The organism is Erythrobacter sp. W302b (genome assembly GCF_046452395.1).
GTDB lineage: Bacteria > Pseudomonadota > Alphaproteobacteria > Sphingomonadales > Sphingomonadaceae > Erythrobacter.
On record NZ_JBKFDH010000001.1, the window covers coordinates 1,657,190 to 1,681,564 of the forward strand.

Here is a 24,375-nt window from a genome sequence, read left to right on the forward strand (position 1 = left end):
CAATTGTCCCGCTTTGCAACGCGCCTTGCGCGTCAGACTGTGACTATCGTTCCATCCTGATAGGACGAACAGGCTGGCGCGGCGTATGGGTATGCGGCGCCGGGTTTCGGTGTGTGTGATTCGTGTTGCCTGCGCCCGCTTGGGGAGACGTATTTGTTCTTCGATGATCGCCTAGCCACCGTGCTGCGCCAACGCGCCACTGGCGAGGCGAGCCTGCGCACACAGTACCGGCAATTGCTCGATCTGCTGGGCAAGGACCGCGTCCATCCGCGCGCGAGCGATCCAAGCCTGCTGGCCGCTGCATGGCTGCGGATGGACGCGCTGGCCGAGGCGATCCCTGCCGCCACCCGCGCACAAATCATCCGCGAGCCTGGCTGGCGGTTCCGCAGCCCCGATCTGGCGTCGCACCTGTCCGATCACGAACCCGAAGTGGCTTCGGCCGCCTTGAACCGCGCGGAGTTGACCTCGGATGACTGGACCGCGCTGATCCCACGCCTGCCGGTGCGCGCGCGCGGGTTTCTGCGCCTGCGCCGCGATCTGCCGATCGATGTCGAAGCGTTGCTCTCGCGGCTCGGCGTGCATGATCGCGGCCTCCCCGCCCCTGCCGCTGCAGAGGCCGATCCGCAGGTCGCACCCGCGATGCTCGCGCCCGCGGCCGAGCCCAGCCCTCCCCCGCCGTCCGCGCCGATCCTGTTGCACAAGGCTCCCGAGGATGGGCGTCCCGCAGCCTCCGCCATCCCGATTCGTCAGCGCGACCGGGACGAAAATGGCCGCACCGAGATCTCCGCGCTGGTGGAGCGGATCGCCCAGTTCCGCCGAACGCGCGGTGACGGCCCGGTGGATCTGGAAAGCTCGCCGCGATTGCCGCTGGACGAATTGCCCGAGCGCAACCAGCGCACCATCTCCAGCTTCGGATTTGCCGCGGACACCAGCGGGCGGATCGCCTGGGCCGTCAGCGACGTCGCGCCGATGGTGGTTGGCACCCGGCTGTTCGCTTCGAGCCCCGGCGACGGGGATGGCACGGGCCACGCGAGCCTCGCCCGTGCCTTCGCTCGCCGTCAACCGATCACCGGCGGCGAAATCCGTCTGGCCGGAGCGCCTGCGATCATGGGTGACTGGATCGTCGATGCCGAGCCGCGCTTCAGCAAGGAAGGCCACTTCACCGGCTATTTCGGTCGGTTCCGCCGCGCACCCGATGCGGCCAACGCCTCTACCGGCCCCGAAGCACGCGAGGCTGACCGCATCCGCCAGCTGCTCCATGAGCTGCGCACGCCTGTCACCGCCGTGCAGGGCTATGCCGAGGTGATCCAGCAGCAGCTATTCGGCCCTGCCCCCCACGAATACCGCGCGCTCGCCGCCGCCATCGCTGCCGATGCTGCGCGCATTCTGGCCGGGTTCGAAGAGCTTGACCGGCTGGCGCGGCTGGAGACCGGGGCCATCAGGATCGAACCGGGCGAGGCTGATCTGGCGGCCTTGGTGCGCCGCACCGCTGCACAACTGGATCCGGTGCTGGCACCGCAGGGCGCAGGGCTTGCCCTCGCCTTCCCCGATACGGCCACGCTGTTGATCGGGCTCGACCCTGAGGACGCCGAAGCTCTGGTGTGGCGGCTGCTTGCCAGCCTCGGCGCGGCTTGCGGTGGGGGTGAACGGATTGCGGTGCAGCTCGATCCCCTGATCGGCGCGGGCGGCGCAATGGCGCGGCTGGTTTGCGCTCTGCCCGTGCGGCTCGCAGCCGAAGACAACCTGTTTGCTGCGACGACCCGATCTGCGGAAAGCGCGATCAATGCCGGGTTGTTCGGCACCGGCTTTGCCCTACGTCTGGCTCGGGCCGAGGCGCGCGCGGCAGACGGTGCGTTGCGGCGCGATGGCGCGACGCTGGTGCTGACCCTGCCGCTCTTGACCGAAATTCCCGCTCTGCCTAGCGCCCTTGAGGCTTAGGCTGATGCGCGGGAGCGTGCGGGGACAATGACCACGGGATCAATGCTCGATGTGCCGCCAGCCGGGCGCAGGGCCGCCTTTGCGCCCGGCTTCGGCCAGCGCGTGCTGCTGACCGTCGATACAGAAGAGTGTTTCAATTGGGCCGCCCCCTTCCGGCGTGACGGCTACGGCGTCAAGCATGTCGAGGCGATCCCGCGCTTTCAGGCTTTCTGCGAGAGGATCGGCGCGCACCCGGTCTATCTGGTCGATTGGCCGATCGTGCAAAGTGCGCGCGCCATTGAGATCATAGGCGATGCGGTGCGGCGCGGCACGGCGGAAGTCGGTGTGCAATTGCACCCGTGGGTGAACCCGCCCTTCGACGAAGAGGTGAGCGCCTTCAACTCCTTTGCCGGCAATCTCCCGCAAGCGCTGGAGATGGCCAAGTTCACGGGTCTGCGCGATGCGATTGAAGCCAGGTTCGGCACCGCACCGCTGATCTACCGCGCGGGGCGATATGGCCTGGGGCCGCACACCGCCGACCTGTTGAAGCAGGCCGGAATCAGGATCGACACCTCGGTGCGCTCGCTGTTCGATTACAGTGCGGGCGGCGGGCCGGATTATACCGCGCATCCGCTTGATCCCTATTGGGTCGACGGCGCGATGCGGCTGCTCGAACTGCCGGTCACATCGGTTCATGCCGGACGCCTGCGCGGCATGGGCCGACCGCTGCAACGGATCGGCGAGCGGATCCCGCGCGGCATGGGCGCTTTATCGCGACTGGGCCTATTGGAGCGGATCGCGCTGACGCCGGAAGGCGTCTCAAGCCAAGAGGCGCTGCGCGGCATCGATATCGCGCTGGATGACGGTCTTCCGGTGCTGGTGCTGTCGCTCCACAGCCCCTCCCTCGCGCCCGGCTATACGCCCTACACCTCCACCCCTGCGGACGTGGACGCGCTCTACGGCTGGCTGGAGACGGTCTATGCCCGCCTCACCGCGCGCGGAGTGACGACGTGCAAAGTGACCGATATCATCGCCGCAACCGGCGGATAGGCGGCACGTTTACCTGCTTGTCTCCCTGTCGGCGGCAGAGTAGGGGCTCAGGCTCGCCCTGCGTTCCGGTGCCTTGTTTCCAAGGGCCTGTAGCTCAGCGGTTAGAGCTGGCCGCTCATAACGGCTAGGTCGCGGGTTCGAATCCTGCCGGGCCCACCGGAGGCGAGCGCGGAGCGGGCGTGACGAAACAGAGTCGGGGAGTGGCGCAGTCCGGTAGCGCGCTTGCTTTGGGAGCAAGATGTCGCAGGTTCGAATCCTGTCTCCCCGACCAGTTTCTCAAACTCCCGTTTTTCTCCGGTTTTCCTCAGGAACACCGTGACACATTCCTCGACACCGCGACGGGCTTTGCAACTGCCTGCGCCGCAACCAAGGCCGATGCGCATCGCATGACGCACATCCGCGCTTGGTTGATCGTGACGGTATCACCGCTGTGGTCGGTCGGCGGATTCGGGTCCGCTCTGCTCTAGAAGTTGCCGTTCTGCCACCGACCCATGTCTGACGTTAGGTTGCGACCTGCGATGTCGTGAAGGCGGCCACCTCAGAGAACGAAGTGTGTTGAAGCCAGCATCAACAGCGGATCCAGCCGTATCACGAAATCGCCGACACCATCCCCGTTCACATCGCCGGTGACAAAAGTATCACCGCCCGATTGGTAATAGCGAAGCTGGCCCGCTGCGTTTGAGAATTCTGCTGTACCGATGAAGGTAAACGCCTGATTTCCCGCTACGTTGGCGTTGGCATCGATGGCACTGAGCGAAATTCTGTCGCCTTGCGAGGTCGAGAAGTCGGTGATGAAATCGATGTTGTCCAGACCACTGTCGCTGAGGTTCTGGAATGTGAAGGTGTCTGCGCCGGTACCGCCCGTGAGCCGGTCAGCGCCTGCCCCGCCGATAATCACGTCGTTGTTGTTGCCGCCGTCGATCCGGTCGGCACCTGCTCCGCCGTTCAATGTATCATTACCGGCCAAGCCATTGATCACGTCATCGCCCGTTCCGCCGGTCAACGTGTTGCCTGCCGATGTTCCCGTGAGGGTAATACCGTCGATGACATCGAGAATGTTTATTGAGAAGGTCTGGCTGTCGCTCAACTCGCCGTCGGTGACATTGACGATCACCTGATAGTTATTGTCGGCTCCTACATCGACCGGTGCCTCGAAGTTGGGCGCTGTGATGAACGAGAGTTGTCCGGTTACGGTATTGATTGCAAACCGCGCCGCATCGGCACCGCCGCCGATGCTGTAGGTCAGCGCCGATCCATCGGGATCGCTGGCGGATATGGCCGCTACGGAATTGGAATTTTCGCTGAGCAGGAGGTTCACAACGTTCTGCCCGCCGAACGACGAGATCACCGGTGACTCGTTGACGTTACCGACCGTAATGGCAAGCGTCTGGCTGCCCGAGAGCGTGCCATCGCTGGCAGTGACGACGACGTCATAAACATTGTTGGCGTCAACATCGGCAGGCGCCTCGAAGTTTGGCGCAGAGACGAAACTCAGCACTCCGGTGGCGGAGTTAATGGCAAAGCGGCGCGCATCTGCGCCGCCGGTGATGGCGTAGGTCAGAGCGTCACCATCGATGTCCGTGCCGGTCACCAACCCCACGGTAATGCTGTCTTCAGTCACCGTCATGGCCGGCACCGAAATAATCTGCGGCGCTTCATTGGCGTTGCCCACCGCCACGATTACGGCCTGCATCGTCTCGGACACACCATCGCTGGCGCTTACGTTCACTTCGTACAGGTTGTCACCATTGGCATCGCCCGGCGCTTCAAAGTCGGGTGCGGTAACGAAAGTAAGCGCTCCCGTATTGGCATCGACTGCGAATATCGCCGCATCGGCACCGCCCGCAATGGCGAAGGTGATGGGCGAGTTTTCGGGGTCAACCGCAGCGACATTGCCAATGGCAGTGACGTTCTCGCTCAGCGCGAAGGACGGCGCAGATGTGATGACAACGGCCTCATTGACGTCGGCCACGGACACCGACAGCGTTTGGGCCGTGGTGTTGAGCCCATCGGTGGCGGTGATCACGATTTCGTAGAGATTGTCCCCATTGCCATCGGCTGGCGCTTCGTGATCGGGTGCCATGGTAAACGACAGCGCACCGCTTGCGGCATCGATTGAGAACAGCGCGGCATCGGCGCCGCCACTGATGGCATAGGCTAGCGTGGCTCCTTCGGGATCGATGGCGGTCACGAAGCCAATTGCGCTTGCGTTTTCCACCGCGCCGATGCTTGCGCCCGACGTGAACAGAGGCGCTTCGTCAGACAGGATCACTGCGACTGTCAGCGCCTGTGACGCAGACAAGCTGCCATCACTTACGGTGATTTCGACATCGTAGAGATTGTTGGCATCGCCATCGGCGGGCGCTTCAAAATCGGGTGCAGCAAGGATGCTGAGGGCCCCCGTTTCCGCATCGATGGCAAACAGTGCTGCATCCGCACCGCCCGAAATGCTGAAGACGAGTGCCTGTCCGTCCACGTCGGTGGCCACGATGGTCCCGGCGGCAAGCTGACCTTCAAGGACCGGGAGCGTAGCCACCGGCGCTAGCACCGGCGCTTCATTGACGTTGCCGACCGCAATGGACAATGCCTGCGTATCGGCGGTTGAGCCATCGCTGGCTTGTACGATCACCTCGTAGACATTGTTGCCATCGGCATCTCCGGCAATGTCGTGATCCGGAGCCGCAACAAAGCGCAGCACACCGGTCGCTGCGTCGATCGTGAACTTTTCCGCATCGCTGCCGCCGGCAATCGCATAGCTGCGCGGCGTACCTTCCGGATCGCTGGCGACGATCGTGGTGACAGCGGTGGTGTTCTCCAGCACCTGAAGGGTGGCACTGTCGGCCCCGCCATCGGAGCCGATCACAGGCGTTTCGTTGATGTTGCCCACGACGATCGTCAGCGTCTGCGTGGCCGAAAGCGTGCCATCGCTGGCCCGCACGATGACCTGATAGCTGTTGTCCGCATTGGCATCGCCTGGCGCTTCGAAATCGGGGGCTTGCACAAACGCCAGCGCGCCGGACGCGGCATCGATGGTGAAGCGGGCGGCATCGGTTCCGCCGGCAATGGAATAGGTCTGCGCGGTGCCATCAGGATCGCTGGCGGTGACAGTGGTCACGGCCAGCGTGTTTTCGGCCAGCGCGATGGTGGTGTTGCCGAGATTGGAAGTGATCGTCGGCGCCTCGTTCACGTTCGTCACGCCAACCAGCAAGGTCTGGCTGTCGCTCAATGTGCCATCGCTTGCGCGAACGATAACCTCATAGACATTGTCACCGTTGGCGTCGGTCGGGCTTTCGTGGTTCGGCGCAGTGATGAAGCGCAAGGCGCCACTCGTCGAAACGATTGAGAAGCGCGCGGCATCGGCCCCGCCGATGATCGCGTAGGTTCGCGCGGTGCCTTCGGGATCAGTGGCCACCACGGTCGTTACGGTCGTGCCGTTCTCCGCCACCGACACGCTGGCGATGTCCCCTCCGCCGTTTGAGGAGATGATCGGCGCTTCATTGACGTTGGTGAGCGTGATGGCCAGTGCGCGTGTGCTCGTTTCGCCACCGCTGCTGGCACTAACCGTCACGTTGTAGATGCGGTTCGCACCACTGTCGTTCGGCGCTTCGAAATTGGGAGCGGCCACAAAGCTCAGCGCGCCGGTCTGTGCATCAACCGCAAAGCGTGCCGCATCAAGCCCACCACTGATGGCGTAGGTGATCGGCAGATTTCCGGGAGCAACTGCCGCCAGCGTGCCAACCGCAAGCGTGTTTTCGGCGACGCTGTAACTTGCCGGCGACGTAAATTCGGGCGAGTCAAACTGGTTCGACACGGTAACATTGACCGTCTGCGAGGCGCTCAGCACGCCATCGCTGGCGCGCACGATCACCTGATAGATGTTGTCGGCATTGCTATCGGCCGGTGCTTCGAAATTGGGCGAGGCGAGGAAGGACAACTGGCCGGTTTGGGCGTTGATGGCGAAACGTGCAGCATCCAGGCCGCCCGTGATCGCGAACGCCAGCGGCACACCATCGGGGTCTGCGGCAACCACCGTGCCCGCAAGCACCGTGTTTTCCTGAATTGTGAACGCAGCGGGCGAGGAGATGACAGGCGTCTCATTGACGTTGGTAATGTTGACCGAAATGGCTTGTGTATCGGTCAGCACGCCATCGCTCGCCTGCACGATGACGTCATAGACGTTGTCGCCATTGGCATCGGTGGGGGCTTCGAAATTGGGAGCGCTGGTGAGTGTCAGGACACCGCTGCTCGCCGTAATGGCGAACCGTGCGGCATCTGCGCCGCCAATGATCGAGTAGGTGCGCGCCGTGCCTTCTGGGTCCGTCGATGCGACCATGCCGACATAAGTCGAACCTTCAGTGAGCGCGATGCTTGCTGTGCTGCCGCCGCCGTTGGAGGTGATGACCGGCGCTTCGTTGACGTTGGTGATAGTGATCGCCAGAGCTTGGGTGTCCGTGACGATCCCGTCGCTCGCCGAAACAACGACGTCATAGACGCGGTTGAGGCCGGAATCGTTCGGGGCTTCGAAATTGGGCGCAGCGACAAACGCCAGAGCGCCGGTTGCGGCATTGATGGTAAACCTTGCCGCGTCCACGCCACCGCTGATCGCGTAAGTGACCGTAGACCCGGCATAATCGACAGCGGTGACGGTCGTCACGGCGGTCAAGTTTTCGGTCATGCTTATCGCTGCTGACGTGCCGCCGCCATTCGAGACGATTGCCGTGCCTTCAATGACATTGTTGATGGTGACAGAGATCGTCTGCTCGGCCGAAATCATGCCGTTGGCGTCTTCAGCCCTGACCGAGACGACGTAGACGTTGTCAGCGTTGGCATCGGCTGGCGCTTCGAAATCGCGCGCGGAGATCAGGCTGAGCGCTCCGGTCTGGGAGTTAATCGCAAATCGTGCCGCGTCAGCTCCGCCGACGATGGTGAAGGAGACGGCGTCTCCGTCCAGATCGGTGGCTGCCAGAGTCGTCACGGCAACGGTGTTTTCGTTGATCGAGAACGCCAACGGTGAGGTGATGACCGGCGCATCGTTCATGTCTGTCAGCTGGATCGTCAAAGTCTGGCTGTCTGCCGTGATGCCATTGCTGGCGGTCACGACCACGTCATAGACGTTGTCGGCGCCTGCATCGGTCGGTGCCTCGAAGTCCGGCAGCACAGCAAAACGAAGCAGACCGGTCGCGGCATCGATGGTGAACTGCGCCGCATCGGCACCGCCCGTGATGGCATACTGCACAGCAGGACTGCCCTGCGGAGCCTGTGCCGTCACAAATGCCACGGCGGTGTCGCCTTCAACGGCATGGATGGTTGCCGAGGCACCGCCTCCGGCCGACGTGATGGTAACTTCGCTCGGCGGGGTGCCCGGTTCGTTCAGAACGAAAATCTGGCTGCGGATCTGATCATTGTCTTTCCCGGCTACGCTCAGATCGGTCCACGTGATCGCAAAGCTGCCATTATCGAGCGCGACGACGCTGGGCAGGATCTGGTCTCCTGCCAGCGTGGAGTTGGCCAGTTGCACCGATCCGATCGGCGCGCCTGCGGCGTCAAAGGCTTGAAAATAGACGCCCGATCCTGAACCGTCAGAGAGCGCGCCAGCATTGCCGACCCATGTGAGCACGAAACCGCCAGTGCTCAGTGCCGTCAGTTCCGGTCCGGCCTGCGTGCCGGAAAAGCCCGCGGCAACCGCAATCTCGGCCCCGACAGGCACGCCCGAGGCGGTGAAAACCTGGATCCGGTGTAGCGAGCCCTCGTACCAGGCCACCGCAAAATTGCCATTCGTCAGCGCGGCTACCGATGATTCGACCGATGCGGCATTGGGGCCCGCCGACCAATTGACGGTGAATTCTCCACCAACCTTGGTGTTGGTCGCATCGAAAATCTGCGCCTTGATCAGCCATGAACTGGTGGACCGGTCGGTCCAGGTAACAACGAACCCGCCACCGGCAAGCGATGCGACCGAGGCATCTGCCTGATTGCCGCTGGTCGTGGTGTTGACCAGAACATCTCCGATCACGGCGTTTCCTGCCTCATCAAAGGTAGAAACACGGATGCCCGAACCGGACGTGTCGGCACCGCTGCTGCGGCTGTCGCTCCACACGACGGCAAAGCCGCCGCTGGCAAGCCCCGTCGATGCCATCGACGATGCGAATGATGTGCCGAGAGACAAGGTCGGTCCGATCTGGACGCCGGTATCGTCGAAGATGGCGGCCCGCGGCATCCCGCCATAGGTCACCACGAAGCCGCCATTGGCAAGCGCCGTTATCGTGGGGCTAATCGCACCATTAAGCGGACCGAGCAGCGTCAATTCCGAGCCGGAGGCGCTGCCATCGGCATTGAACATCTGCGCCCTGACAAACCGATTGGCCGTTGTGCTGAAGTCAGCGTCAATCCACGTGACGATGAAGCCGCCATTAGCAAGCCGTGTCACATCCGACTGCGCTTGTGACCTCGCATAGGTCGAATTCACGACAATCTCGTCGCCCGAACGCACATACACAGCCATGAGTGTCCCCCAATTTTCTAGACCGTTGCACGGCTACAGCGGTGGCATTTAGAATCGGTAAAACGCGCTCAACTTGGCGAAACTTTCCAGCGCTTTGCTAAGTGGCTACTTCGCGACGTCGTATCGCTGCCTTCTGGCTGGGGCCGACGGTAAGGGTGGCTGATCTGCGATCAGGTACGGGTCGGGGGACGACACTCTACTCGGCTGGGATCAAGGGCAGCTATCGCTTCTCGCGAGGCGAAAGCAGACCATCTGCAAACGCCCCCAAGTCAGACCTTCCGTCGCAACTGGCAGAGAGACAAATTGACGGCCCAGCCAGGTGCCAAGCAGCCCGCCGACAAACAGCGAAAGACAGAACCCTGCCATCGTCGTTGCCCCGTCGCGTGGCCCTCCCGATTGACCGACGCTCGCCATGACCGCACCCCGCCGCTGTTCATGCCAAGCCCCGAACACTCCGCTTGCTGCCAAGACGACAAGACTGACGATGCCATCGGCAGCGATCAACCAGCTCACCGCCATGCACCAGCTGGCCATGTCGCGTACAAACCCGTCTTTGGCCCAGAGCAGGTTGGCACTGGTCAATGGCGCGTTGGGCGCGGAGAGCAGGGCTGCGGCGATGTCGAGGCCAATCAGGGACAACGGCGCAACCTTGGGCATACGGGAAGCCCCGCGCACCGTGTCATCTCAGGAATGGGCGCGAAAACCCGGTGGTGTCGCCACCGCAGCGTGGTTTGCCCAACGCTTGCGCAGATTGCCGGGCGTATCGCCGAACCAGCTGCGGAACGAGCGGCCAAAACTGGACATATCGCTGAAACCCAAAAGCCGCGCCGCCTGGGCCAGCGAGACGGATTGGTCCGCAATCAGCAGTATCGCCCGCGCTTTGCGCTCCTGTTCGACCAACGCATGAAAGCTGACATCGTGACGGGCGAGCTGCCGTACGATGGTCCGGCCGGACTGGTTGAGATGCGCTGCTGCTTGCTTGAGCCGGGGCACGCGATGCTCGCACATCAGCATTTGGACGATAAAAGCGCGCACGGCGGCGACATCGTCAGGTTCGCCCGTCTCGTTCTCGAGGGCCGACAGCTTGGTCTGCGCCACCGCCCACAGCATGGCATCATGATGCGGGTTGGGCGTGTCCAGCCATGCACGCGGAAAGCGCAGACAATCGCCCCCGGTCGAAGGGATAACCCGGCAATCGTAGCGGGCCAGCATGGGCTGCGCTGCTGGGAAATCATGAAGATGCGTCTCGATCACCATCGCCCCGAGATCGTTACAATGCAGCGATTCGACCGCGCGGTAGATGACGGCCAAGCCGGCGCTCGCCGTGAAGCGAAACAGCGGCCCCATCGGCCATGGCGGAAGGAACGCGACATCGACCACATCACCGCGCTCCTCGATGTGGATTAACACGAACGGGTTCTGCGCTGCCATTGCCCGCACCAGCGATGCCAATGCCAGCCCCAAGTCAGGCGCGTGCAGCAGTGACAGCGCACCAGTTGTGCCGATGACCGGCCGCGGCGAGGTGAGCATCCGCTCTACCAGCGCAAAGTAGTCGGCATTGTCGATAATGTTGCCGATGATGATCAGATCATCCGCCATCGACACCTTGGCTGGCAGCGGGCCCGGATCGGTAAGCGATGTGCCATCCCGAAGCCATTCCGGCCAGTCGAGCCATTGACCGAAATGCAGCGCGGTCGCGGTCGGCACTTGCTTTTGCGCTTTGGTGCCAAGCATGCTGATCGCAAATTCTGCGTCAGCGCGCCCCGTTCGCGCAAGGTCGAACGCGGTATCGGCTGTGACCTGTAGACTGCGCCAGTCAAGCGGATCAAACATGGCCGTGGTGTCCCAAAGACCGGCGATCCGGTCTCCCAGGCAGTAAAAACCTAAATGGATGAAAAGACAAGTTATCGTTATTGCTTCACGCGTGTGAAGCAGCGCCAGTGGCGTGATTTGTCCAAAAATTGGCGAACAATGACAATGGTCATGGGCCGCGCGCTGACGCAATATCATCCCGGGGCCGCGTTACGGCACGGCAGAGGGGGGATCATGGACAATATTCGGAAAACCGTCGGAATTCTCTGGGCTGGCGCTGCCATCATCCTCTTGTCGGGCTGCAATGATGCCGCCTCCCCGGGCGATGATGCGCCGGCGGCCGCGCCATCCGCGGATTTTGTCTGGCCCGACAGCCTTACGGTGGTCGGCGACGGCTATCCCGGCCCGGGTGCGCCGTGCCGCCGCATCAGCGAGACCGCGGCAACCGTCGATTACCTTGACGACAGTGCCGCGTTGGTCGGGTGCCCGACGCAGGCGGAAGCCGATAAGCTCGACGGCAAGGTCCTCACCACGATCGACGGCGTGACACTCGTATCGGTCCCGAATGACCACGCTGGCCTGTCGAGCGAGGGCGACGCGCTTGTGGCAGGCACCAATTACAACGCCACTGCGCAGATTTCCTGTGCCGGATACAAAGGTGCCGCAGCGGGCCAGTGCGAAGCCGGTGTGATCCGCGGCGGCGACGCCGGAATCACGGTCGAGGTGAAGCTGGCCGACGGAACCAAGCGCGCGATCTTTTTCAATCCCGACGGCAGCTTCCTGTCATTCTCCACCGCCGAGGCCGATGGCACAGCGGCGATGCCGATCAGTTCGACGAAGAAGGGCGACGTGACGATCGCCAGGCTCGGAACCGAGACCTATGAGATTCCCGACGTCTTCCTAACCGGCGATTAAGCGGCACAGCTGGCGCGGCAGGGGGATCGGCCGATGGACTTCATGAGACTGATCAAGTCGCTCGAAGAGCTGCTTTATGAAGTCATGGTGATGCTGGTGTTCTTCCCGCGCACGCTGTTCCTCACCATCCGCCATCCGCAGCGGATGATGGATTATGCCGATACCGAGCTCGGCGATGTGCAGTCCGAACAATATAGCGACACGCTGAGCCCGCCGCTCTTCCTGATGATCTGCCTGGTCATCAATCACCTGTTGGAACGGGCCGCGCCCGCAGGCTTGCAAGGCGCCCTGCCCACCATCCTGCAAGATACCCAAAACCTGCTGATCTTTCGGGTGTTCATGTTCAGCCTGTTGCCGCTGATCCTCGCGCTTCGGTTGATGCAGAAGCTGGGTACCATGCTGGACCGCGAGACATTGCGGCCGGTGTTCTACGCCCAATGCTTCGTGACCGCCCCGATCACCCTGCTGATCGGGGTCGGCGCGGCAATCAGCCATATGCACTGGGCGGGCGCGCGAATGGTGTCCAACGGCGTCTTTGTGGGAGGCCTCATCTGGTATCTGGCGCAGCAGACCTTGTGGTTCCGCAGCAAGCTCGCCTGCGGGACGGGCGTTGCCGCCGCCAACGCCGTGGGTGCAACGGTGACGGCGGCGATCCTCATCTTCATGACCGGATTTGTCGTGTTGGTCGCCACCATGGAGGATGTCACGCCATGACTTCGCCGCGTCCGCGTCTTTTGTTGTCGATCATTGTCGTTGCAATCTGGGCATCGATCACCCTGGTGGTGCCCACCCTGCTGATCGATTCCGAGATAAGCCTGCAGGATCTGGTGACGAAGCACCTTGCCTGGGGTGTGGCCGGGGCGGCGTTGTTTCTGGCTGTGACGGCATGGCTGGCGGGATCTCGGTTTCCATGCACCCTCTCCGCCGGGCTGGTGGAAGCTGCTGTGGCTGCCGGCTCTGTATCTGGCGGGCCTCGCCGCGGTCGGGCTGACCACCGGCAAGCTCGATGCTGCCGCAGTGACGATGGTGCTGATCAACACTGCCATCGTGGGGTTCAGCGAGGAACTGGCGTTTCGCGGCGTGCTGTGGGGCGCGGCACGCAAGGCGCTTTCGTTCTGGCCCGCCTTCCTACTTGTCACGCTCGCCTTCGGCTCGGTCCATGTGTTCAACGCTGTGCTGACCGGGGAACTGGCCGGGGCCGGAGTGCAGGCGCTCAATGCCTTCATGAGCGGCGGCGCCTATCTGGCAATCCGTATCCGGACCCGCTCGATCATTCCGATCATGGTGATCCATGCTGTGTGGGACTTTGTCGTGTTCCTTGTCGGCAGCGGCGCCGACAAGGCCGCCGCGCCCGACCCGGACCTGTTGCAGCAGCAACTGACCTTCGGCCTCATCCTGACCGGTCCGCTGTTCCTCTACGGGCTGTGGCTTGTGCGAAGCGAAAGCGTGCGCGCGGGCTGGCGCGACGACGGAGCACAACCCCCAGCCCATCCAGCAGGAGAGACATGATGCGTTATCTACTTCCTCTCGCTGCAGCGGCATTGACCGTGACGGCTGCGACCATTCCTTTTGCCACGATTGCCGAAGCACAGAACGCCAAGACCGAACGCGTGCAGTTCGCCAAGGGCAAGTCATCCAAGACAATCAAGGGCACTCTCAAGGGGGATCAGTCGCGCCAGTTCGTGGTGAACCTGCGCGCCGGGCAGACGATGACCGTGACGCTGAATGCCAGCAACGGTTCGACCTATTTCAACGTGACGGCGCCGGGCGCAGCGCAGGCCATGTTCATCGGCTCGACATCGGGCAACACCATGACCGAGGTGATCCCGTCATCGGGCGATTACACGGTCGATCTCTACATGATGCGCAACGCCGCACGCCGCGGTGAAACGACGAACTTCACCATCACCATCGGCGCGACCGGATAGGGCTGGCCAGTCAACCTCCTGCTGGCGCGAAACGTCCAGATAGTGGCCTTAATTGTCCAATGCTCTCGGGACAAACTTATGTCACCTTCCGCACTCAGATTTGGGTTTGGTGGAAGGGGGATCTGAGATGAATATTGCAAGTAGAGCGTGTGCACTTTTGGCGACCGCAGCGATGGTTATTGCGCCGGTTGCTGCCGTCGCCAAGACACCGGGGTCGGTCCGCGATCTGGTAGGAGCAAAAGGTTCGAGCGGTAACGACCAGCTCGAATTTCGCGGTTTCCACCTGATTTCGGGACACGCCGACCATGACAGGAAGATCAACTACTGGTGGAACGGCAACACCAAGGAATGCATCAAGGTCGTGACGTACGACGGCGATTTCCAGTCGATCGACCAGACAACCAATGCTGATTGCAATCAGAAGGGCGGCAGCGGCGACAAGACTGCGGCGATCGCTGTCGGCGCCGCAGCGCTGCTCGGCATCGCGGCACTCGCCAGCAAGTCGCACCATCGCGGAGACAAGGACTACGACGAGCGCGGCATGTCCGAATTCGAACGCGGCCACCGCGACGGGCTCTACGGACAGGCCTATCACAACTACAACCGCTCGGACTCCTATTCGTCGGGCTATGACAGCGGCGTGCGCGAGAGGTCCAACCAGACCAGTTACCGCAGCGGTTACAACTACGGCGGCGGCTACAGCGCCTATGCCGAGTTCAACGACCTGCAAGGCCAGGACCGCAAATATGCCGTCAGCCAGCTGCTGAGCCGCGGCTTCGTGATGCGCGACAACAAGATCAACGGCGACACGCGCTACATGACCTTCTGGCGTGAGGCTTCGCAGCAATGCATCGTGACCAACTCGAGCGGTGGCACGATCTACTCGATCGAGAGCGTCTCGCCTCGCACCTGCCGGGACTGACCGCTCTTCCGAAGGTGTTGACAGCTCGAAGTCCCGCGCTCTGCGCATGACGCGAGGCGGCCGACCGGGGTGTGAGGCAAACCCGGTCAGCCGCATGTCGATGCCGCTTATGCGTTGCCAAGCGTGGGAGTTTGTCATCGGGAGGAGTGCAATGAAGTCACTGCTCATGACCGCCTCGGCGGTCGCCCTCATGCTGCAACCTGTGGCTGCGGCGCGTGCCACTCCCGCTCTGGGATTGCCCGGTTGGGGTGTCGATCCGACTGGCTTTTCAGCCACTGTCCGCCCGGGCGACGACTTCTACCGCTATGTCAACGAAGCGTGGCTCAAGACAGCCACGCCGCCTGACGGCGTTCCCTATATCGATGCCTCGGTCGAGGTCTATCTCGCCACGGAACAGCGCGTCGCAGGACTTATCGCGTTGGCGAGGGACAGCACCGACCAACCCGGCAGCCCCGAACAGATGATCGGCGACTTCCGGGTCAACGGCGTCGTGCGCAATGTCGACGCCTGGTACGAGGCCTTCGGGGTCAAGCCGGGTGACAAGCTCTACCTGCGGCCCGAACAGCGCGTGCGCATCTGGTGAGGATGCAGGGCGGCACACCTTCTTTCCGACCAATGACAAGGGGATCATGTCATGTCCGACCAGACCGAAGCGGCACCACTGTGGCTGCGCATCCTGCAATTCCCGCCGATCAAGCTCATCCTGCTCGGCACCCCGCTGTTCTACTGCCTCGGTTTCAGCAATGCGTTTTTGGAGCTGTCGGCGGGCAATCACGTGTTGGCGAGCTTCGGCGTGGCGGGAATGGTTGCGCTCGCGATGTGGGTCTATGTCGGCTTTGCGCGTTTCATCGAGCGTCGCGAGCCCAGCGATCTGGCGCTGAGCCCCGGCCTCAAGGAGCTGGGCATCGGCTTGCTGGTCGGCGCGGGACTCTACACCCTCGGCGTAGTGGTGCTGATCGTGCTCGGATATGGTCGGATCGAGGGCATGAACCCTGTGGTGGTGATGATCCCCGCGCTGTATCAGGCGTGCAGCGCGGGCTTTCTCGAAGAACTGCTGTTCCGCGGCGCGCTCTACCGCATCGTCGAGGAATGGCTCGGGAGCTGGATCTCGGTGGTGGTGTCCTCGGTGGTGTTCGGCGCTGTCCACCTGATGAACCCGGACGCAACGCTGACCGGCGCGATCTTCATCAGCATTGAGGCAGGGCTGCTGCTTGCGGCGGCCTATATGCTGACCCGGCGGCTGTGGCTGGGAATCGGTTTCCATATCGCGTGGAACTACACCCAGTCGGCGGTGTTCGGCGGAGTGGTTTCGGGCAGCATCGCGCAACCCGGCCTGTTCAAGACGGTGTTCACCGGGCCCGATCTGATGACCGGCGGTGGTTTCGGGCTCGAAGCCTCGCTGATCCCCTGCCTGATCGCCACCACCACCGGGGTGTGGCTGGCGGTAAAGGCGGTACGCACCGGCAACGTGGTGCTTCCGTCGTGGCGCCATGTGAAGGAAGCGCCTGATCTGCAATTGGCGAACGCCTGAACATGGGGTTGACACTGGCGAAGGTGTCGCTGCTCGCTGCGGTGCTTGACATGGCCAGCGCGGCAACCCTGCAAACCGCTCCTGTGCCTCCGCCCGCCGAACAGCAGACTGCCGATTGCAGCGCGCCCGTGTTCGCGACAGATCAGCTGGTCTGCGGCGATCGGACGCTGCGCGCGCTCGACAGCGAGCTGGCACGGGCGCTCGCGGCCGGCGCTCTGCCCAACTCGCCCTGGTTCGAGCCACAAAGCCAGTGGTTCCTGCGCCGCAGCCATTGCGCTTTCGCCGAGGATCACAATGCGTGCGCAATGGCGGCCTATCGCGAACGGCTGGCGTTGCTGGGCGATCTTGAGCCGACGACGAAGGTGCTTGCGGCGCGCTGCGATGATGCGGCGATCGCGGCGGTTGCTGTCAAAGACGGTCAGATATTCCTGCTTGATCGGCAGCGCAGGATCATTGGCGCAGCCGCAACGAGATCAGGCGGGAGCAGTTGGCAACCCTTCCTGACTGCCCAGCGACGGGGACGGATGCTGATCGTCACAACGGGCGAAGGAGCATCGCTTCAATGTACGGTATAGGTGTCCGCCGCAGTGGCATCGACGGCGTGCATCGATCGTCGTTCAGGACAGCAGCGCCCCAACCGGCGGCGGTCATGAGCGCGGTGGATGCGTGTTTCCGGAAGGGTCACGGCGGCTTTACGGGGGATCGGTGCTGGTTTGGTTTGAACGCGATCGGTCGAAATTATCCAAGTACCAGAGATAACGTAATTATCTGGGATAAACCAAGTTTCGAAATCTTCCGCTCGAACCCATTCTCCCCGACGAGTTTTTGTCAGATCCCATGCTTCATACTGCCGACCATCCCGCATCGATCATCAGCGCTGACCCCGTCACCACCCGCGCCGGTTCGCTCACCAGATACATCACCGCCGCTGCCGATTGTTCGGCGGTGATCTTCTCCTTGATCAGATGCGGTGTGAGCTGGAGTTCGTAAGCCTCATCGGTGGTGAGGCCGCGCGCGGCGGCGACTTCATCGGTGGCGTGGGCGACCATCGGTGTATCCACCAGCCCGGGGCAGAGCGCGTTGACCGTGATCCCCTCGCCCGCAAGTTCGCCCGCCATCGCGCGGGTCAGCCCCATCAGCCCGTGTTTCGAGGCGCAGTAATGCGCATAGCCGGGCGTGCCGACATGACCTGCGACCGAGGCGATATTGACGATCCGCCCGCCTTCGCCGCCCGCGATCATCACCGGCACCGCCGCCCGCGCCATGCGCCAGGCGCCGGTCAGATTGATGTCGATCATGGTGGTCCACATCGCATCATCCAGTTCGTGAGCGGGGAGCCCACCGGTCAGAATTCCGGCATTGTTGACCAGAATGTCGAGCCGCCCGAAGGCCTCAAGCGTCGCCGCCATGAAGGCATCGATCTGCGCCTGGTCGCGGACATCGCAGGCCATCGCCACGGCCTTGCGCCCGTGAGCTTCGATGCCGCGCGCGACGTCATCCAACGCGCCGCCCATCGCATAGCCGACCGTGGGCATCGCTGCCGCGCCGACATCGCAGATTGCCACGTCCGCGCCCGCCTCGGCCAGAGCAAGCGCGATCGCCCGTCCCTGCCCGCGCGCCGCACCCGTTACGATGGCCGCCTTGCCCGCCAGTGATCCCTGCATCGCCTATCCTCCCTCGTGCCCGCGTTGCAGCCCCGAGGTTACAACAGCCACCCGCGTTCCCAAGCGGCTGAAGTGATAGGCGGGCGGCGCAATATGCGCCGGGCGCGGCCGGATTTGCGCGGCTATTGGCCCGCGATCGCCGGGGCTGAGGGGATCGGGGTGCCGGTCTGGATCGACATGCCTTCATTCGCCAGAATGCCGACCACCTGAGTCCACACTGCGACATTCTGGCGCAGCTGCACGATGTCGATCTTGTCGAGCGTGTCGTCGGGGGTGTGGTGCAGGTCGAAGTAGCGGGTGCCGTCCTGCTGGAGATCGATCAGCGCGCCCTTCTGATCGCGCACGATGTTGAGGTCCGCACCGCCGCCTGCGACATCGCTGCCGCTCGACACCCCGAAACGGGCCACGGCAGACGCGATCTTCTTGTGCAACGCGGGATTGGTCTCGCGGAAATTGCTGTCGAAGCGCCAGATGCGGTCCGCGCCGAAATCGCTTTCAAGGCCCACTGCGATCGGCTCGCTGATATGCGCCTTGCTGTAGGCCGCGCTGCCCCACAGGCCGGTTTCCTCTGCCCCTGCCATGAGAACGCGGATGGTGCGCAGCGGCTGGCCCGCCTTGCCTGCGTTGAGCGCCGCCGCCGCGATGATTGCACAGCCAGCCCCATCATCAAATGCGCCGGGGGAGTTCCACCAGCTATCAATATGGCAGGCGAGCAGCACCGGCGGGAGCGAGCGATTGCGTCCAACGATCTCGCCGACCACATTGCCGCTCTGCGTCTGCCCCACCTGACGCGGGTTCATCTCCAGCTTCAGCGTGATCGGACGCCCTCCGGCGCGCGCGAACATCCGTTCGAGGTTTTCGGCATCGGGCAGGCTCAGCGCGCCGGCGGGGATCGGATTGACGCCTTCGGGGAAGGTCGTGCCGCCAGTGTGCGGGTTGCGGTGGTGATCGGTGCCGACCGATTTGATGACCGTGGCCACCGCGCCCTTGCTGGCGGCAATGCCCGCGCCGACCCACCGCGCCGGACCGGCGAAGCCGTAATGCGAGCCGTCTTGCGCGGGGCGCATCTGGTGGCTGATATAGGCGATCTTGCCCTTGAGACTGCCTGCGGGGGCGGCGCGCAGTTCATCGACCGTGCGGAAAAACACCACCTCGGCTTCAATCCCGCCTACTGGCGTCGCGGCGCTGTCACCCAGCGGCAGCACGGCAAGATCCTGCGCAAAGGGCGCAGTGACGCGGGCGCGGGCGATGTCGCCTGGCACCCAGGTGTCCATCATGAACGGCTCGTCCGCGACATTGGCAAAGCCCTTGGCCTTGAGCCATGCGACAGCCCATGCCCGCCCGCGCGCCTCATCCTCGGTGCCAGCCTGACGCGGGCCGACTTCGGTGGTGATCCCCTCGACGAAATCCCAGGCGAAGCTGTCGCTTTCCAAGGCCGTGTCCGCCTGCGCTTCCAGCGTCGGGGTTTGGGCCAGAGCGGCGGTTGAAAGCAGAGCGAGCGAAAGTGCGGCAAGCGCAGGTGTGATACGGTTCATGGCGCAGGGTGCTATCTCTGCCCCGCGGCCAAGTCTAGCCGCTTGCCCTCGCCCTTCCCCTTCCCTATCTGCGCAGCCAAACCTCACCACCCGATTTATCGATCCCGAAGGACCAATCCGATGGCCGCGCAATACGCCTATGTCATGAAGGGCATGACCAAGAGCTTCCCCGGTGCCCAGAAGCCGGTGCTTTCGAACATCTCGCTCCAGTTCTATCAAGGCGCCAAGATCGGCATCGTCGGCCCCAATGGTGCGGGCAAATCGACCCTGATCAAGATCATGGCAGGGATCGACAAGGACTTCACCGGAGAGGCATGGCCGGGAGAGAACATCACCGTGGGCTACCTTGAGCAGGAGCCGGAGCTGGATAACAGCAAGACCGTGCTCGAAAACGTCAAGGACGGCGCGCGCGGAATTGCCGACATGGTTGACCGCTTCAATGAAATCAGCGCGCTGATGTGCGAACCCGATGCCGATTTCGAAACCCTCGGCGCGGAGATGGGCGAGCTTCAGGACAAGATCGACGCGGTCGATGGCTGGACGCTCGACAACCAGCTTGAAGTCGCGATGGAAGCCTTGCGCTGCCCGCCGGGTGACTGGGCCGTGGAAAGCCTGTCGGGCGGAGAAAAGCGCCGCGTCGCGCTGACCCGCCTGCTGATCCAGAAGCCTTCGATCCTGCTGCTGGACGAACCGACCAACCACCTCGATGCCGAAAGCGTCCAGTGGCTGGAAAACCACCTCAAGGAATATGCCGGCGCGGTGCTGATGATCACCCACGACCGCTATTTCCTCGACAACGTGGTCGAATGGATCCTCGAGCTCGATCGCGGCTCCTACTATCCCTACGAAGGCAACTATTCGACCTACCTCGAAAAGAAGGCCAAGCGGCTGGAGCAGGAAAGCCGCGAGGAGTCGGGCAAGCAGAAGGCGCTCCAGCGCGAACTCGAATGGATCCGGCAGACGCCCGCCGCGCGCCAGACCAAGTCCAAGGCGCGTATTCGCAAGTTCGAAGAGCTGCAGAACAGCCAGGACAACCGCCAGGTCGGTAAGGCGCAGATCGTCATTCAGGTGCCCGAGCGCTTGGGCGGCAAGGTGATCGAGGCCAAGAACCTCACCAAGGCCTATGGCGACAAGCTGCTGTTCGAAAACCTCAGCTTCACCCTGCCGCCGGGCGGGATTGTCGGCGTGATCGGCCCCAACGGCGCGGGCAAGTCGACTTTGTTCAAGATCCTCACCGGCAAGGAAACGCCCGACAGCGGCACGATCGAAATCGGTTCGACCGTCCACCTCGGCTATGTCGATCAGAGCCGCGATCACCTGAACCCTGCCAACAATGTCTGGCAGGAAATCAGCGACGGGCTCGATTACATGAAGGTCAACGGGCAGGACATGTCGACGCGTGCCTATGTCGGCGCGTTCAACTTCAAGGGCCCCGACCAGCAGAAGAACGTCGGCAAGCTCTCGGGTGGTGAGCGCAACCGCGTGCACATGGCCAAGATGCTCAAGCAGGGCGGCAATGTGCTGCTGCTGGACGAGCCGACCAACGATCTCGATGTCGAAACCCTTGCCGCGCTGGAAGACGCGATCGAGAACTTCGCGGGCTGCGCCGTGGTCATCAGCCACGACCGCTTCTTCCTCGACCGCCTCGCCACCCATATCCTCGCCTTCGAGGGCAACAGCCATGTCGAATGGTTCGAAGGCAACTTCGAGGCCTACGAGGAAGACAAGCGCCGCCGTCTGGGCGATGCGGCCGACCGCCCGACACGCCTCGCCTACAAGAAGCTGACGCGCTGATTTGCCAGAGGGCCGGGTGAAACAGCCCGGCTCGATCGCGCCGCCTTGGCGTTCAGGGCGAAACCCAGCGCCCCTCCCAGCCACCCTTTGCCGCGCGGGCAAACTGCGCGCGAACGTGGCCCGTATGCGCCAGATAGAGCCAGTCCAACGCGGTGAGGGTAATGCGCAGCAGGGCGAAATTCTCCCGCGCCGGGACGAGCTGGGCGTCATCCGGCTCGACCCCTTCGAACGCGGCAGGCAGGCCCGATGTCGGCACGTCCGAGCTGTTTCCCGGCCCATCCCCCAGATAGCAGCGCCTCGCGAAATTGGTGCTTGAGCCCCAGGCCGCGTCCACTTCGGCGCTGCTGGTGACAATTGCCCCCGTGCCGCGAGCACGAATCTGGATCTTGGCGCCCTTGTCATAGAACAGCACCGCCATGCGCGGGTCAGCGCTGACCACGTTTGCCTTGGGCGCGCGCGCATCGGTGTGAAGTCGCAGCGTCCAGTGCTCGCTGTCGAAGGCTCGCAGCACCATCACCCGCGCATCGACATCGCCGGTTACGATCACCGGCGTGTGCATCGGCGACTTGCGGTCGCGCGGCGCCCGGATCAGGCGGTTGCGGCAATCGGTGAGGACGTCATCGAGCTTGTCAAACATGCCGCACGCCTTTGGCGGCAAAGCCTGCGCCGTCAAGCATCCCGCAGCCGCGTTCACATTCATCGCATTTTTTCTGAACATCGGCAGGCCGGTTCATCCCTGCGACAGTCTGCGAATCGTAAGACCCATCATCTCAACAAGCCGGTTGTGGTGGGCCGGCGCTTTTGGAGGCATTCCCAATGATGACTCGCTTTGCGAGAAGCGGATCGCTTGCGGCTCTGGCCGCGGCGCTCGCCTTCTCCCTTCCCGCCACCCCTGCCGCCGCGCAGGATTTTCAGAATGGCCGCGGCGAAGCCCGAGCGCAGGCGCGCGCCGAACGCCAGCAGGTCCGCGCCGAAAACCGCAGCGGCCCAGCGCGGGTGCAGGCCGAACGCGCCGCTCCGCAGCGCGCTGCAAGGGTCGACGCACCCCGGCCTGAACGGGCGGCTGCTCCGCGTCCGGCGCGTGGAGGCTTCGGCGGCGAGGTCGCCGCGCGCGTTCAGGCAGCCCAGCGCGCCAGCGACCCTGCGAGAGCCGAGCGGATTGATCGCCGCAGCGAAGCGCGCGCCGCTCAGGTCGACCGTCGCAGCGAGCGGCGCGCCGATACCATCGACCGTCGCAGCGAAGCGCGGGCCGAACGGGTCGAACAGCGCGGCGATTTCCGTGCCGGCCAGCTGGAACGGCGCGGGCGCGATGGTGCCGCAGTCCGGGTCGACCGCCGCACCGACGCGCGCGCCGACCGGATCGAAAACCGTGGCGATCGCCGGGCCGATCAGATCGAAAACCGCGGGGATCGCCGGGCTGACCGCATCGAGAATCGTGGTGACCGCCGCGCCGACCGGGTTGACGGCCGCCGTGACGATTGGCGCGACGGCCGCCGGGATGGCCGCTTCGACAATCGCGGAGGTGGCTTCAACGGTCAGGTACGCGATATTGCCCGCGATGCCCGCCGTGCCGACGCGCGTGGTAACGACTGGCGCGACGGTCGCCGTGACGACTGGCGTGATGGTCGCCGTGATGACTGGCGCGATGGCCGCCGCGACAACTGGCGCGATGGCCGGAACAACTGGCGGCGTGACGATTGGCGCCACAGCTGGAACGGCCGTCCGGGATGGGACAATCGTGACTTCCGCCGCTGGAACAACAGCTGGCGCAACGACCGGCGCTATGGCTGGGCCGATTGGCGGCGCAGCAACAGCTACCTGTTCCGCCCCGGCCCCTACTACGCCCCGTTCCGCTCGCACCGCTACAGCCGGGTGGGAATTGGCTTCTATCTCGACAGCCTGTTCTTCCAGCCGCGGTTCTTCCTGAACGACCCTTACGCCTACCGCCTGCCGCCGGTGTACGGTCCTTACCAGTGGGTCAGGTATTACGACGATGTGGTGCTGGTCGACATCTACACCGGTGAAGTGGTTGACGTGATCCACGACTTCTTCTGGTAGGTCGTCACAGCCGCAAAGGAGCCCCGTCGGAGCCATCCGGCGGGGCTTTTTTTGTGGGAGCCGGCTTGCTACCCGGCGGCGATGACTGCCTGCGTGCCCGACCAGAGCGCCCTTGCCCGCCTTGGCGAACAGGTGCGCGCGCGGCTGGCCGCCGATCCAGCCGTCTACCGGCTGCCCGCCGAGGCCGTTGAGCTGTTCGCGATCGGCGACTTCCTCAGCGCGGATGAATGCAACCGGCTGTGCGCAATGATCGACGCCGTGGCGCGGCCTTCGGCGCTGCATGAGCTGGATTACGCAAGCGGATTTCGCACCTCCTATTCGGGCGATCTTGATCCGCACGATCCCTTCGTTGCCGGAATCTCGCAGCGGATCGACGCGCTGCTCGGCGTCGAGGCCACCATTGGCGAGCCGGTGCAGGGTCAGCGCTACCTGCCGGGCCAGCAGTTCAAGCCGCATAATGACTGGTTCTACGTGACCGAAAGCTATTGGCCGCAGGAAGAAGCGCGTGGCGGGCAGCGGTCGTGGACCGCGATGGCCTATCTCAACGCGGTCGAGGCGGGCGGTGCGACCGCCTTCACCGCGCTCGGCATCCAGATCGAACCCAAGCCGGGCGTGCTCCTGCTGTGGAACAATGCCCTGCCCGATGGCCGCCCCAACGAGGCGACGCTTCATGCGGGGTTGCCGGTCGAGAGCGGCGCGAAATACGTCATCACCAAGTGGTATCGCACCCGCACCTGGCGGTAGGAA

18 protein-coding genes, 2 tRNA genes and 1 pseudogene are annotated in these 24,375 nt (G+C 63.6%); 15 read left to right on the top strand and 6 right to left on the bottom strand.

All coding sequences use genetic code 11. From position 1 onward, the window contains the following. Positions 1 to 153: 153 nt before the first annotated feature. The 4 genes from ACLBKT_RS08070 (at position 154) to ACLBKT_RS08085 (ending at position 3,238) form a co-directional block, all read left to right on the top strand. Positions 154 to 1,938 (top strand): histidine kinase dimerization/phospho-acceptor domain-containing protein, encoded by a 1,785-nt coding sequence (locus ACLBKT_RS08070; protein WP_410182413.1) that lies wholly within the window; start codon positions 154 to 156, stop codon positions 1,936 to 1,938. Positions 1,939 to 1,965: 27 nt separating this feature from the next. Next, positions 1,966 to 2,967, top strand: coding sequence for a polysaccharide deacetylase family protein (locus ACLBKT_RS08075; RefSeq protein WP_410182414.1), 1,002 nt, complete (start codon positions 1,966 to 1,968; stop codon positions 2,965 to 2,967). 83 nt (positions 2,968 to 3,050) lie between these two features. Beyond that, positions 3,051 to 3,123 (top strand) — tRNA-Ile (locus ACLBKT_RS08080). Positions 3,124 to 3,161: 38 nt separating this feature from the next. Next, positions 3,162 to 3,238 (top strand) — tRNA-Pro (locus ACLBKT_RS08085). A 267-nt stretch (positions 3,239 to 3,505) separates the two neighbouring features. On the opposite strand, the gene ACLBKT_RS08090 is transcribed toward ACLBKT_RS08085, so the two are convergent. The 3 genes from ACLBKT_RS08090 to ACLBKT_RS08100 all read right to left on the bottom strand — a co-directional run bounded on the left by ACLBKT_RS08090 (position 3,506) and on the right by ACLBKT_RS08100 (position 11,479). After that, positions 3,506 to 9,469: a beta strand repeat-containing protein gene (locus tag ACLBKT_RS08090; RefSeq protein ID WP_410182415.1), complete on the bottom strand. Its 5,964-nt coding sequence runs from the start codon at positions 9,467 to 9,469 to the stop codon at positions 3,506 to 3,508. Between the two features lie 210 nt (positions 9,470 to 9,679). After that, positions 9,680 to 10,126: a hypothetical protein gene (locus ACLBKT_RS08095; protein ID WP_410182416.1), complete on the bottom strand. Its 447-nt coding sequence runs from the start codon at positions 10,124 to 10,126 to the stop codon at positions 9,680 to 9,682. A 27-nt stretch (positions 10,127 to 10,153) separates the two neighbouring features. Beyond that, positions 10,154 to 11,479: a helix-turn-helix domain-containing protein gene (locus tag ACLBKT_RS08100; RefSeq protein ID WP_410182417.1), complete on the bottom strand. Its 1,326-nt coding sequence runs from the start codon at positions 11,477 to 11,479 to the stop codon at positions 10,154 to 10,156. On the opposite strand from ACLBKT_RS08100, the gene ACLBKT_RS08105 reads away from it, so the two are divergent. The 8 genes and pseudogenes from ACLBKT_RS08105 to ACLBKT_RS08140 all read left to right on the top strand — a co-directional run bounded on the left by ACLBKT_RS08105 (position 11,453) and on the right by ACLBKT_RS08140 (position 17,152). Beyond that, a complete protein-coding gene (locus tag ACLBKT_RS08105) occupies positions 11,453 to 12,196 on the top strand; it encodes a hypothetical protein (protein WP_410182418.1) in 744 nt (247 codons plus the stop codon). The genes ACLBKT_RS08100 and ACLBKT_RS08105 overlap by 27 nt on opposite strands. A gap of 33 nt (positions 12,197 to 12,229) precedes the next feature. Beyond that, entirely contained in the window at positions 12,230 to 12,910 is a 681-nt protein-coding gene (locus ACLBKT_RS08110) for a hypothetical protein (protein ID WP_410182419.1), read from the top strand. Positions 12,911 to 13,219: 309 nt separating this feature from the next. Continuing rightward, the gene (locus ACLBKT_RS08115; protein WP_410182420.1) at positions 13,220 to 13,705 is read left to right on the top strand and encodes a CPBP family intramembrane glutamic endopeptidase; all 486 of its coding nucleotides are present in this window, start codon (positions 13,220 to 13,222) and stop codon (positions 13,703 to 13,705) included. Beyond that, positions 13,702 to 14,124, top strand: a complete 423-nt coding sequence (locus tag ACLBKT_RS08120; RefSeq protein WP_410182421.1) for a hypothetical protein — start codon at positions 13,702 to 13,704, stop codon at positions 14,122 to 14,124. Before ACLBKT_RS08115 ends, ACLBKT_RS08120 begins: the two co-directional genes overlap by 4 nt. Positions 14,125 to 14,296: 172 nt before the next feature. Next, positions 14,297 to 15,046 carry a hypothetical protein gene (locus ACLBKT_RS08125; RefSeq protein WP_410182422.1) on the top strand — a complete coding sequence of 250 codons (750 nt, stop codon included), beginning with the start codon at positions 14,297 to 14,299 and terminating at the stop codon, positions 15,044 to 15,046. A 472-nt stretch (positions 15,047 to 15,518) separates the two neighbouring features. After that, positions 15,519 to 15,629, top strand: a pseudogene (locus ACLBKT_RS08130) (M13-type metalloendopeptidase); the annotation flags it as partial. A gap of 51 nt (positions 15,630 to 15,680) precedes the next feature. Next, a complete protein-coding gene (locus ACLBKT_RS08135) occupies positions 15,681 to 16,577 on the top strand; it encodes a CPBP family intramembrane glutamic endopeptidase (RefSeq protein ID WP_410182423.1) in 897 nt (298 codons plus the stop codon). A gap of 50 nt (positions 16,578 to 16,627) precedes the next feature. After that, positions 16,628 to 17,152 (top strand): hypothetical protein, encoded by a 525-nt coding sequence (locus ACLBKT_RS08140; RefSeq protein ID WP_410182424.1) that lies wholly within the window; start codon positions 16,628 to 16,630, stop codon positions 17,150 to 17,152. 267 nt (positions 17,153 to 17,419) lie between these two features. On the opposite strand, the gene ACLBKT_RS08145 is transcribed toward ACLBKT_RS08140, so the two are convergent. Both ACLBKT_RS08145 and ACLBKT_RS08150 read right to left on the bottom strand, forming a co-directional pair. Then, positions 17,420 to 18,241 carry an SDR family NAD(P)-dependent oxidoreductase gene (locus ACLBKT_RS08145; protein WP_410182425.1) on the bottom strand — a complete coding sequence of 274 codons (822 nt, stop codon included), beginning with the start codon at positions 18,239 to 18,241 and terminating at the stop codon, positions 17,420 to 17,422. A gap of 122 nt (positions 18,242 to 18,363) precedes the next feature. Further along, positions 18,364 to 19,776 carry a M28 family peptidase gene (locus ACLBKT_RS08150; RefSeq protein WP_410182426.1) on the bottom strand — a complete coding sequence of 471 codons (1,413 nt, stop codon included), beginning with the start codon at positions 19,774 to 19,776 and terminating at the stop codon, positions 18,364 to 18,366. 120 nt (positions 19,777 to 19,896) lie between these two features. Here ACLBKT_RS08150 and ettA point away from each other — a divergent pair, with 120 nt between their 5' ends. Further along, a complete protein-coding gene (gene ettA, locus ACLBKT_RS08155) occupies positions 19,897 to 21,570 on the top strand; it encodes an energy-dependent translational throttle protein EttA (RefSeq protein WP_410182427.1) in 1,674 nt (557 codons plus the stop codon). A gap of 52 nt (positions 21,571 to 21,622) precedes the next feature. Here ettA and ACLBKT_RS08160 read toward each other — a convergent pair whose 3' ends face one another. Further along, positions 21,623 to 22,207 carry a pyridoxamine 5'-phosphate oxidase family protein gene (locus ACLBKT_RS08160; protein ID WP_410182428.1) on the bottom strand — a complete coding sequence of 195 codons (585 nt, stop codon included), beginning with the start codon at positions 22,205 to 22,207 and terminating at the stop codon, positions 21,623 to 21,625. A gap of 179 nt (positions 22,208 to 22,386) precedes the next feature. Between ACLBKT_RS08160 and ACLBKT_RS08165 the strand changes: the two genes are divergently transcribed. Together ACLBKT_RS08165 and ACLBKT_RS08170 are read left to right on the top strand one after the other, a co-directional pair. Continuing rightward, positions 22,387 to 23,628: an RcnB family protein gene (locus ACLBKT_RS08165; RefSeq protein ID WP_410182429.1), complete on the top strand. Its 1,242-nt coding sequence runs from the start codon at positions 22,387 to 22,389 to the stop codon at positions 23,626 to 23,628. Positions 23,629 to 23,709: 81 nt separating this feature from the next. Continuing rightward, a complete protein-coding gene (locus ACLBKT_RS08170; RefSeq protein ID WP_410182430.1) occupies positions 23,710 to 24,372 on the top strand; it encodes a prolyl hydroxylase family protein in 663 nt (220 codons plus the stop codon). Positions 24,373 to 24,375: the final 3 nt, after the last annotated feature.